Origin of the sequence: Psychromonas sp. 14N.309.X.WAT.B.A12, assembly GCF_030397575.1 — a bacterium.
Taxonomy (GTDB): Bacteria; Pseudomonadota; Gammaproteobacteria; order Enterobacterales; family Psychromonadaceae; genus Psychromonas.
On record NZ_JAPNXS010000004.1, the window covers coordinates 153,397 to 165,273 of the forward strand.

An 11,877-nucleotide genomic window follows, 5' to 3' on the forward strand; every position below is an offset into this window, starting at 1 on the left:
CTTTATTAAGTACTTAAATACATCTAGCAGGTTTTGGTAAACCGGCTATTTTCGTGGCTTGCTTTGCAGGACCATCGGGGAATAATTTATACAGGTAACGACTACTGATTTTATCTTTACCATATTTATTTTGCATTGCTTTTACTAGGGCTCTAATCGCTGGAGAAGTATTAAACTCTTCATAAAATTCGCGTACAAAGTAAACCACTTGCCAGTGTTCATCTGTCATTGTAATTGTTTCTATATTTGCAATTGATTCCGCTAAGGCAAGATCCCATTGAGTGGAATCGAGCAAGTAACCTTGGGCATCTGTTGCAATTTCTTGACCATTAAAAAGCAAGTTGTCTTCCTCTAATCTTTGGGCGCTTGATTGCTGCAAAATTCTATAATAAAAGTCGCAAATTTCCTATCTTAAAAGCACGCTTAAGCTTGTCTACTGTGCATTGAGTCTATTTTTCTCATTAGCACTTTCAATCTTGGCTAATAATAACTGTATATCCATTGCTGAAAATGCAATCAACCTTAGTTGCTCAACAATTAACTTAGCTTCATCAGACATATTTTGTTTGTATTTCTCAAAGCTATCAATGTCGATTTTAGTGTCCGATGATTGTTTTAATTCAGGACGGTAGGTATATAAAATTTGTTGCGATGTTGCCTCAAATAACTCTGATAACACGGCTAATTCAGTTACAGATTCTATTTTATGGCGATGCGATGAGAGTGCGGCAATATAACAACATAAAGCATCACATCGATTAACCAACCCATAGACTTCTTTTTTAAGGTGTTGTTTAGAGTTGGGTTCAAACAACATGCTTTGCCAAGCATTGGTTAACGCAGAATCAGATTTAAAAGCGGCAAAACGGGTTTGACGGAAGATAATACTTTCGCTTCGACCAAACTGATACTGCTGAGCAACTTGCTTAAAATAACGGCTCGTTTTTAAAAGGTGGTTATTTACCAAGCCAGGAAAACGTTTAAATTGCCAGTCGGGATAGATAATACTAATGGCCGCAAAGCTCAAGGCACAACCAATTAAGGTTTCATAAATACGAGCGTATAAAAACGCGACACCAGAAGGAGCCAATAGATTTGTTAAGATCATTACCATGATAGTAATAAAAATAACCGCGAGTCCATAATTGGTTTTGACATAGGTGATAAATAAAAATGCAGCTAAAACCATTAGTACACTTTGTGAAACAGTTCCGTGCAGAAAATAGAAGATGGGGAAGCTGAGCAAAATACCTAATAAGGTGCCAAAGCTTCTTAACATTAATCGCTTTCGTGTTTCACTAAAGCTAGGTTGGCAAACAAATAAAACGGTTGGTAATATCCAGTAGCCATTATTGAGGTTGAACTTAGCTTGAATCGCAAAGGCGATTACTAATGACACACTTATACGAACGGCATGTTTATAAACAGGTGTTTTTTGTTGGTAAGCTTTGTATAGCACCTTCCAAAATGAACGTGGTAATTGTTGTTCGTTATCTACAATAATTGGATGTTGTTGCGATTTAACATCGGTTAAAGACATTAATAATGCATCTATCCCATTTAAATTGTCATAGATTGCCTGTAATGCTTGCATTGCTTCCTGGTTATTATCGAACAATTGTAATTTTTGTTTTAATAATAACAGTTGATCTGACAAGGCTTGAACTGTCCACTTTAATCGCTTGCTATGTAGATACGGTTTTTTATCTTTAATACAGCTACCAACTTGATGACAATCGCTACTAAGTTGTAATAATAGCTGGTGGAAACCTTCTAAAATCTGACTACGCCCAAAGGTATGCTCTAGTTGACTGTATAGATATTGACTGGCACAAATGCGTTCATGGATTTGCTCTGCAACGAGGTAATATTGATTAAGGCGTGCTAACTCCTGTTGGCGCCTATTGGCTTGGTATTGGCCTTTTACCATATCTTTAGAAGAAGCTAAGCGAGCCACAATACTAATATTTAATACTGCTAATTTTTGTCTAGTATCGGTAATCGCCTGTCGAGAGTTTCCTTTTTGAGTATCGAACAATTCCGATTTTTGTAATTGATAGCGGCTTAATGCATAAAATAACTGTGCTAATTGTTCGCGCAGTGTTCGGTTAGGGCTCAAATGTGACCAAGCAATAGCAAACAGTCCGTACCATAAAGCACCTAAGGCTAATAGTAGTGGGGATTCAAACCATGCAGCCTCTGGTTGATGGCCAATCAGGGTATAAATAGCAATAAGGATTGCACCAAATCCAATACGGCTATAGTGCATACCTAAACTTGCTAACATCATAAAGGCAAAAGTAGATACCCCTAAACCCGCTGCAAATAAAAAAGGGTAGGGTAAAAGCAATTCAACGCTCGATGAAGCTACAAAGAAGCAGGCAATGACAGTTGCTATAAACTTTTGTCTATCTTTAGTGTTCTCATCAACCTCTACAATAGCTGACGCTAACACACCTAAACATAATGATAGCGAAATTGCTAAACTTGATTGTTTAAAGAAACCAAATTGTAGATCAAAAATAGCAGGGACAAATACACAAGCCATTGCGATTACAATTCTAAAGCCGGAATGGGTATTAGAATCTGTAACTAGGCGTCTGAGCATTAAAGTAAAAGAGTGTTGCATGCAAGACTTCTCATGAGAGTGAAATGGGTCAAATAGAAAGGTTATTTTATACTAATCAGATAAATTAATAGATCTAATTTCTTATTCATTTAAGCATATTTTGATGACAAAAAATGAGCCTATAGCGAGTCTCTTAATGATCATTTTCAAGCTGCGCATTATAGACATTATCAGGATCAGAATGAAATAGTAAAAATCCTCACAATCAAAGGGATAATTTGAACTTTTAAGGTTTATTTTTAGTTATTAAATTTTGTATGTTTGGTGTGACTTCTTAAGTGAGTTTTGCGACAATAGCGAGAATTTCTTAACTACAAAGAGTATTGCTTGATGTCTGCACAAATCATTGATGGGAAAGCGATTGCGGCTAAGGTTACTGATAAAGTAACTGAAGGTGTGAAAGCACGTATAGCAAAGGGCCTTCGCGCTCCCGGTCTCGCTGTTGTGTTAGTAGGTGGTGATCCTGCTTCACAAATTTATGTTCAAAGTAAACGTCGTACTTGTGAAAAAGTTGGTTTTACATCTAAAGCCTATGACCTACCTGACACTACCACACAAGATGAGTTATTGGCTTTGATCGATCAGCTTAATGATGATGACAGCATTGATGGTATTTTAGTGCAATTCCCATTACCAAAATCATTAGATGAAACGCTAGTGGTTGAACGTATTCAACCAAGCAAAGACGTAGATGGCTTCCATCCTTATAACGTAGGGCGTTTAGCGCAACGTATTCCTAAATTACGCTCTTGTACGCCACGTGGTATGATCACTATGCTAGAAACTATCGATGTTGACCTACATGGCAAACATGCAGTAGTAGTCGGGGCTTCTAATATCGTTGGTCGTCCAATGACTTTAGAGTTATTGTTAGCGGGCTGTACAACAACGACTTGTCATCGTTTTACGACTGACTTAGAGCATCATGTGCGCCAAGCGGATATTTTGGTCGTTGCTCGCGGTAAAGCTAACTTTATTCCTGGTGAATGGGTTAAGAAAGGTGCGATCGTACTTGATGTAGGTATTAACCGTCTAGAGAATGGTAAAATTACTGGTGATGTTGATTTTGAAGTAGCTAAAGAAAGAGCTGCGTACATTTCGCCTGTACCAGGTGGTGTTGGCCCAATGACAGTGGCTACTCTGATTGAAAATACGTTATTTGCTTGTAACGAATTTCATTCATAATTAGTGAGTTTATTTAAGTTAGTAATAAAAAAGACTGCCTAGGCAGTCTTTTTTGTATCAGAGCCAAAATAGCGGATTAACTACTTTAGGTTATCTAAATATCTTTCAGCGTCTAGAGCTGCCATACAACCTGTCCCAGCAGAAGTAATTGCTTGGCGATAGATGTGATCAGACACATCACCAGCAGCGAATACACCAGGAATAGTAGTTTGAGTTGCATTACCTTCGCTACCTGTTTGTACTTTAAGGTAGCCATGGTTCATTTCTAATTGGTCGATAAACATATCGGTATTTGGTTTATGTCCAATTGCAATAAACACACCCATTACATCAATTTCTTCGGTTTTTTCAGATAACGTATCTTTCAGGCGTAAACCTGTTACACCCATATCGTCGCCTAAGACTTCTTCTAAAGTGCGGTCAGTATGTAAAATGATATTGCCGTTTTTGACTTTTTCATTTAAACGATCTAATAGAATTTTTTCTGAACGGAATTCAGTACGGCGATGTACAAGGTGAACTTCAGATGCGATATTTGATAAATAAAGTGCTTCTTCAACAGCCGTGTTACCACCACCAACAACCGCAACTTTTTGATTACGGTAGAAGAAACCATCACAGGTTGCACAAGCTGAAACACCACGTCCTTTAAATGCCTCTTCAGAATCTAAACCTAAGTAACGTGCTGATGCACCTGTAGCAATAATTAATGCATCACAAGTATAAGTGCCAGTATCACCTTTTAAAGTAAATGGAGGTTTAGTCAATTCTACTTCGTTGATATGATCAAATATGATCTCTGTATCAAAACGTAAAGCATGTTCTTTCATGCTTTCCATTAAACCTGGGCCCGTCATATCAGCTGCGCCACCAGGCCAGTTTTCAACTTCAGTTGTTGTGGTTAATTGTCCACCTTGCTGCATACCAGTGATTAAAACTGGTTTTAGGTTAGCACGTGCTGCATAGACTGCCGCAGTGTAACCAGCTGGGCCTGAACCTAAAATTAACAATTTGTTATGTATTGCTTCGCTCATATTATTACCTTGAATAATGCTACTCAATCGAACCTTTAAACCATCACCAGTAATGAAGTGAGGTTGATTAATTGATTGTTGATAAATGCTATTGATTCTAAACTGTTGGGTGACAAACTTCAGTAAAAAAAACGGATATTCCATAGGAATATCCGTTTTTATCAATAGTTATTATCTACTAATTATAATGATGTTTTAACTGTTTCACTACTTGAACGGTTACTAGCAAAAGAGCTACCAGCTTGTTGTGATGCTTTCACAATCGCTTGACGTTCAGTCGCTGCAACGATCTTTATCTCTTTAGAAAGATCTAAAGGCTCTGAAATCGTTTTAACCATAGCTGAAGTTGATAAGCCTTTAGCGATACTGACCGTACCCGTTTTACCTATTACAGTGTCAACTGGTGTTGATTTAACCGGTGCTGCTTCAACGGCTACTGGCGTCTCTTGTTCAGTTGATACTGGAGATACTTCCGTAGGCGCTTCTTCTACCGTTTCAACTTCAGGTGCCGATTCAGGTGTTACAATAATTGGCTCTGGTGTTTCTTCAACGACTACAGTTTCAACTGGCTTAGCTTGCTCAGGTACAGTTTCTGCTGGTGCTGCCGCTTTTTCTGCTAACGGTAAGATTTTTTGAGCAGGAGTGACTACAGAATTTTCAACACTTTTTTGCAGCTTTTCAGCTTCTTGTTGAGGGGCTTCAGTTGGAGCAATGCTATCTACTGTTTCTGCCACTGGCGCTGCTGATTGCACTTTTGGTGCTTCAACTTGCTCTGTTTCAGTCTCAGGATAGCGTGATGTTACTGCTTCTTTAGCTGAATCATTCTGTTGATCGCGCTTATTACGTTGGCCATTGTTACGTAGGTAACGAGAGCGACGTTGTGGAATTTCAACCGGTGTATACGCTTCTTCTGTATTCGCTGTTACTTCTTCTGCGACTACTTCCGTTGCTTTATCTTCAACGTTAGGCACTGGTTGCTTTTTCGTTTCTTTAGCGGCTTCAGGTGCTTTTTTAGCTTTGTTTTTAGCTTTTGGCTTTTTAGGCTCAGCGGCTTTAACAGGAACTTCATTGCTGACGTTAGCTGCGTCATTTACGTTCGTTTCAACAGCATTTTCAGGCTGTTGCACACGTACTTTTTTACGCATATTGCGACGTTTACGACGTGCTACGATCACTTCTTGGTTATTACCTTTCTCGTTATTATCTTGAGCTGGTTTTCCTTCGCTTTCGTATTTTTTAGCTTGTTGCGTTGGTTTACGATCTGATGGTTTACGATTATTTCGACGCTCATTTGAGTGCTCAGCCGATTTGTCATTGCGGTTATTACGCTGACGATTACGGTTTTGATTACCTTTATTATTGCGTGGATTACGTGTCGGCTCTTTTTTAGTTTGTGGCTCTGGTTGAGGTGTTTTCTCTACTTCAACTTTTGGCTCGGCACTAAAGAACTTAACGATAGACTGAATCAATTTAGCAACAAAAGAAGGCGATTGCTCAGCAGCTTTCACTGGTGCATTCGGTTTAACTTCTGCTTGTGGTGTTGCATCTTTCTTCGGCGCACTGAAGCCATTTAATAGTGGCTCTTCAAGCTCTTCATGTTCTTTCTGGGCACTGTTTGGAATGTATACCGTATGTTGCTTCTCAAGTGCATCATAGTTGATATCTTCTTTACCATCTTTACGCGTGCGCTTAACTTCGAAGTGCGGCGTTAATAGGTTGGCATCAGGCACGATATACACTTCACAGCCGTGACGGTTTTCAATTTTAGCGACTGCTTTACGTTTTTCATTAAGCAGATAAGCTGCAACAGCTACCGGTACACGCGCTTGAATCTGTGCTGTGTTTTCTTTTAGGCCTTCTTCTTCGATTAAACGAAGAATCGCTAATGATAATGAGTCATTATCGCGAATAGTACCTTGACCATGACAACGGGGACATACACGAGACGCTGATTCACCTAAAGAAGGGCGAATACGCTGGCGTGACATCTCCATTAAACCAAAGCGAGAGATACGACCTAATTGGATACGAGCTCTATCTTGACGAACAGATTCTCGCATTCTATTCTCAACTTCACGTTGGTGGCGGGCAGGGGTCATATCGATGAAATCGATCACCACTAAACCACCTAAATCACGTAAACGTAATTGGCGTGCAATTTCTTCTGCTGCTTCTAAGTTAGTGTTAAAGGCAGTTTCTTCGATGTCTCCACCACGTGTAGCACGTGCAGAGTTGATATCTATTGAAGTTAATGCTTCAGTTGGGTCAATAACAATTGAACCACCTGATGGTAGACGCACTTCACGTTGAAATGCCGATTCAATTTGGCTTTCAACTTGATAGTGAGTAAATAATGGAATTTCACCTTGGTATAGTTTTAAACGGTTAACGTAGTCTGGACGTACCATTTCAATGTGGCTTTTAGCCAGCTCGAAGGTTTTAGCGTGGTCAATAACGATTTCGCCAATATCACGACGAAGATAGTCACGAATAGAGCGTACAATGACATTACTTTCACGGTGAATTAAGAAGGGTGCTGCTTTGGTTTTTGATGCTTGATCAATGGCTTGCCAATGATTAACCAGTACATTTAAATCCCATTCAAGTTCTTCAGCTGATTTGCCAACACCTGCGGTACGAACGATTAATCCCATACCTTTAGGTAATTTAAGATCAGATAAAGCTGCTTTTAACTCGGTACGGTCATCTCCTTCGATACGACGTGAAATACCGCCAGCACGAGGATTATTTGGCATTAATACTAAGTAACTACCAGCTAAACTAATGAAAGTAGTTAAGGCAGCGCCTTTATTACCACGTTCCTCTTTTTCTATTTGAATAATTACTTCCTGGCCTTCTTTAATCACATCCTTAATGTTTGGGCGGCCTTTGAATGAATATCCTTCTGGGAAGTAGTTACGTGCAATCTCTTTAAGTGGTAAAAAACCGTGACGTTCTGCGCCGTAGTCTACAAATGCAGCTTCTAAACTTGCTTCTACACGTGTGATTTTACCCTTATAAATATTTGCTTTCTTTTGTTCGTGACCAGGACTTTCAATATCAAGATCATACAGCTTTTGCCCATCGACGAGGGCTACACGTAACTCTTCTGCTTGAGTTGCGTTGATTAACATTCTTTTCATTTGTGAACTCTTGTAGTATTTTTTTCGTTATTTTCTATATGTACTAACTGTTTTTCTGCATGCTTGACCTCATGTCTGGTTATACAATCTCTCGACTGGAAGTATTCAGAGGTGCGTTAAAAAGCGGATACAAAAAAGGTTAAATCAAAATTAATTCAACACATCAGCGTTACATTCTAATCATTTGATTTGCTTTCATAATAGCCATGCCTACCAGCAATCTTATAGTGAAGTAATTGCGAGGCATTAACTTTGTTATTGTCGCATTTATATCTACTTACAAGCAACAAAGTTTTTGCATATTATGCGATCAGGCATGATAAACTTAACGAATGGAACAGATAAATCACTCAGTACGCATTATTGACATCGCTCAAGAAAATGCACAACAACGTATCGACAACTTTCTTCGCTTACATTTGAAGGGCGTGCCTAAAAGCATGATCTATCGAATTGTGCGTAAAGGAGAGGTTCGAGTTAATAAAAAACGCATTAAACCCGATTATAAATTGCAGGTAGGCGACAGTGTACGTATTCCGCCTGTTAAAGTAGATCCGGAAAATGCATTACCTTCACCCAAACTCAACAGCATTAAAAATTTAGAATCCGCTATTGTCTATGAAGATGATGCCCTAATTATTTTAAACAAGCCTTCTGGGCTGGCTGTACATGGTGGTAGCGGACTTGATTTTGGCGCAATTGAAGGCTTACGAGCATTACGCCCTGATTCACGCTTCTTAGAGTTAGCTCACCGTTTAGATAAAGCCACTTCTGGCTGTTTATTGATTGCCAAAAAGCGCAGTATGTTACGTGCATTACATGAGCAATTACGTCAGAAAACCATGAAAAAACAGTATTTCGCGTTAGTAAAAGGCCAATGGGATAAAAAAGACCGTTTGGTACGTGAACCTTTATTAAAAAATGCCCAAGATTCAGTGGTCAAAGTCAGTCCACTAGGTAAAGCATCTGAAACTCATTTTAAAATTATACAGCGCTATGAAGGCGCAACATTAGTCGAAGCAAGCCCTGTCACCGGACGTACTCACCAAATTCGTGTGCACAGCGCATGTAAAGGTCATAATATTGCTTGTGATGAACGTTATGGTGACAGTGCCTTTGATAGTAAAATGACGGCACTAGGATTAAACCGTCTTTTCCTGCATGCAGCGCATATTACTTTCTTTCACCCTGTGTTAGAGAAAAGAATGACCGTTAGTGCACCACTTTGTCCTCGCTTAGAGGCACTTTTGAGCAAATTACAACGAAGCTAAGATGAAATATCAATTAATTATTTTTGATTGGGACGGCACGTTAATGGATTCGCTTGATAAAATTGTGCTGTGTATGCAACGGGCGGCACAAAAAGTTGCGATTCCAGTGCCAAGCGAAGAAGCAGTAAAACATATTATCGGTTTGAGTTTGGAAAAAGCAGCAGAGCAATTGTTCCCTGCATTACCTTATGGTAAGCAACAAGCTTTAGTGGATGCCTACCGAGACCAATATCATGCTAATCAACACATTGATACGCCATTCTATAACGGTATATCAGAGTTGGCTTGGATCGTATGATTGCCAAAACTAACACGTCTACTTTGTTTAATGCCACTGTCTGCGCAGATGAAGCTAATTCTAAACCTGATCCGTTAATGATTAGACAGTTATTAGATAAGTTAAGCATTTCTGCGGACCAAGCTATCATGATAGGTGACTCTATTTATGACTTAGAGATGGCCGCAAACGCAGGGGTTGATAGTTTAGGTGTAAGTTATGGTGTGCACAGTGCAGAGCTGTTGATGCAAGCTAGACCTAAAGCCATTTTGAATTGTCTTGCGACTGAGCTAGATAGTTATATTTAAGTTATTTATGAAGGGTTTATTGTGAAAGAATCAGCTTTGAAAGATAAAGTATTGTTTAGCGAATATATAAAATTAACTGGACGTGGTGAAAAAGGTCGTCGTCCTTTAACCATGGCTGAAGCAAAGCAAGCATTAACTGATTATTTACAGGGTGATGCCAGTATTTTGCAACTGGCTGTGTTGTTAATGTTACAACGAGTGCGATGTGAAACGCCAGAGGAAGCGGCTGGCTACATTGAAGCGCTACGTGCACAAGTCTCTGAGCAATGGCAAACTTTACCTGTCGATTTAGATTGGCCATGTTTCGCAGGTAAAAAAAGACAACCACCTTGGCTATTATTGGCTGCAAAAGTATTAGCAGCAAATGGTATTAAGATTTTTTTGCACGGTCACATGACAGTCGATTTAATCAAATACCAAGTGGAATCAGCTTGTCCGCTATTAGGGATTGAAATTGCAGATACACCGGAAAAAGCTAAACTCGCTTTAGAAAAAGAGGCATTAGTTTATGTTCCTTTATCTGCATATTGTCCTGAATTAATTGAGTTATTAGCCTTGCGTGAACAAGTTGGCCTACGCACACCATTAAATACAGTCGCTCGAAGTGTTAACCCTACTAAAGCACCCTATAGTATTCACGGCGTTTTTCATAAAAGTTATGAAAAAATACATGCTGAAGCTGCACTATTAAACAATGAGCATAGTATCATCGCTTTTAAAGGTGAAGGGGGGGAAAGTGAAGTCAACCCACGCGTTTCAACCTTAGCTTGTGGTGTGACACAGGTAGATGGTCAAACTCGTTATATTGAACAAGATTGGCCAACTTACCTAGCAGACTTTTCCGGAGCACACACCGAAGTCTCTGCAGAGTATTTATTAAAAGTATGGAACAAAGAAATTGAAGACGTATATGGTGATGCTGCCGTTATTACTACTATGGCGATGGTATTAAAGCAGATGCAGCCGGCATGCTCACAGGATGAAGCGTTACAAAAAGCAAAACAGTTATGGGAAACTAGAACTATTTAGTCAGCCAGTTGTTAAATGCTCTATTAAAAAGGAAGCGAATAGCTTCCTTTTTTACTTTCTACTGACTAACTCTTAAATAGCTAAAACGCTAAGAGTAGATGTCTGTTAATTTTATCTGATTTTTCTGATTTGAATGATCATGCCAAATAGAGGGTGATCAAAATAGTGTATCTCGCCACTACGCAAACGGGTTGATTGATCAAATAATGTTTCAGTAATTACTTTTTCAGTACGTACATTTCGTTGTACTGGTTCTTGATTAACAATTTGTACTACACCATCTTGTTCAATTGCTTTTGTTTCTGGAGCTCGAACAGATAAAGGTGATGAAACTGCCTTTTCTGTTTCAGTTCTTACTATTAATTGGCTATCGATGTGCAGGTAGCGCTCTACATAAATCAGTAAATTACCATCGATTTCATAAAGGTCTTGTAGTATCTCTTTCTTTTGTAAGGCAGCTAAGACATCCAACGATTCATCTGATTGTGCTTTGTCTGTACTTGAAGGTGCGCTAGATAAACCAGTTTGCTCCATGGCTAAAGCATAGTTTTTTCCTGCAAAAAGATGAATAGGTAATGCATTCTGTTTACTTTGTATTGGCATACGCCAAGCTGTATGCAATAAAGGGGTGAACAATTGATGATTATTCAGTCTATTAAGTTGCTCGTTAAGTCTTGTACCATTTAATCGCTTTAATCGATGACCTCCCTGTACCATTTGAGCATCAGTGAGACGTACCGGGTTTTGTTGATGTAAACAAGGCTCCCCAGCTAAACAGCTTGTCGCTGGATTGGCTTTAATAACTTCTAAGCGATCACGTTGTTTTAAATAAACATTATTTTGGTCGAGTTGTTCACTGTTATCTTTTACATCAACATTACGTTTAAATACGAGTACTTCAACGTCAAACCAACGGTCACCAGCTGCCTGCACATTTAAAGAACAAGTTGCGGCAAAAAACAATGATAAAATATAACGTAAATTCAAAAGGTTATCCTTTT

Annotated in this window: 10 protein-coding genes; 5 read left to right on the forward strand and 5 right to left on the reverse strand. The window is 39.0% G+C overall.

Annotation, left to right across the window (positions count from 1 at the left end):
* Nucleotides 1-13: 13 nt before the first annotated feature.
* Both OW492_RS07155 and yccS read right to left on the reverse strand, forming a co-directional pair.
* Nucleotides 14-340, reverse strand: a complete 327-nt coding sequence (locus tag OW492_RS07155; protein ID WP_290039244.1) for a TusE/DsrC/DsvC family sulfur relay protein — start codon at nt 338-340, stop codon at nt 14-16.
* 93 nt (nt 341-433) lie between these two features.
* Nucleotides 434-2,629 (reverse strand): YccS family putative transporter, encoded by a 2,196-nt coding sequence (gene yccS, locus OW492_RS07160; RefSeq protein ID WP_290039245.1) that lies wholly within the window; start codon nt 2,627-2,629, stop codon nt 434-436.
* 330 nt (nt 2,630-2,959) lie between these two features.
* Here yccS and folD point away from each other — a divergent pair, with 330 nt between their 5' ends.
* Nucleotides 2,960-3,814, forward strand: coding sequence for a bifunctional methylenetetrahydrofolate dehydrogenase/methenyltetrahydrofolate cyclohydrolase FolD (gene folD / locus OW492_RS07165; RefSeq protein WP_290039246.1), 855 nt, complete (start codon nt 2,960-2,962; stop codon nt 3,812-3,814).
* Between the two features lie 80 nt (nt 3,815-3,894).
* Here folD and trxB read toward each other — a convergent pair whose 3' ends face one another.
* A complete protein-coding gene (gene trxB, locus OW492_RS07170; protein WP_290039378.1) occupies nt 3,895-4,848 on the reverse strand; it encodes a thioredoxin-disulfide reductase in 954 nt (317 codons plus the stop codon).
* Nucleotides 4,849-5,030: 182 nt separating this feature from the next.
* Entirely contained in the window at nt 5,031-7,991 is a 2,961-nt protein-coding gene (rne, locus tag OW492_RS07175) for a ribonuclease E (RefSeq protein WP_290039247.1), read from the reverse strand.
* A 332-nt stretch (nt 7,992-8,323) separates the two neighbouring features.
* On the opposite strand from rne, the gene rluC reads away from it, so the two are divergent.
* Genes rluC through OW492_RS07195 form a run of 4 tightly spaced genes read left to right on the forward strand, consistent with a single transcriptional unit; the run spans nt 8,324 to nt 10,876 of the window.
* Nucleotides 8,324-9,262, forward strand: coding sequence for a 23S rRNA pseudouridine(955/2504/2580) synthase RluC (gene rluC / locus OW492_RS07180; RefSeq protein WP_290039248.1), 939 nt, complete (start codon nt 8,324-8,326; stop codon nt 9,260-9,262).
* A 1-nt stretch (nt 9,263) separates the two neighbouring features.
* Complete coding sequence (locus OW492_RS07185) at nt 9,264-9,560, forward strand: HAD hydrolase-like protein (RefSeq protein WP_290039249.1); 297 nt, start codon at nt 9,264-9,266, stop codon at nt 9,558-9,560.
* Nucleotides 9,557-9,847 (forward strand): HAD-IA family hydrolase, encoded by a 291-nt coding sequence (locus tag OW492_RS07190; RefSeq protein ID WP_290039250.1) that lies wholly within the window; start codon nt 9,557-9,559, stop codon nt 9,845-9,847. The genes OW492_RS07185 and OW492_RS07190 overlap by 4 nt, the downstream gene beginning before the upstream one ends.
* A 21-nt stretch (nt 9,848-9,868) precedes the next feature.
* The gene (locus OW492_RS07195) at nt 9,869-10,876 is read left to right on the forward strand and encodes a glycosyl transferase family protein (protein ID WP_290039251.1); all 1,008 of its coding nucleotides are present in this window, start codon (nt 9,869-9,871) and stop codon (nt 10,874-10,876) included.
* A 111-nt stretch (nt 10,877-10,987) separates the two neighbouring features.
* On the opposite strand, the gene OW492_RS07200 is transcribed toward OW492_RS07195, so the two are convergent.
* Complete coding sequence (locus OW492_RS07200; RefSeq protein ID WP_290039252.1) at nt 10,988-11,863, reverse strand: peptidoglycan binding protein CsiV; 876 nt, start codon at nt 11,861-11,863, stop codon at nt 10,988-10,990.
* Nucleotides 11,864-11,877 lie beyond the last annotated feature (14 nt).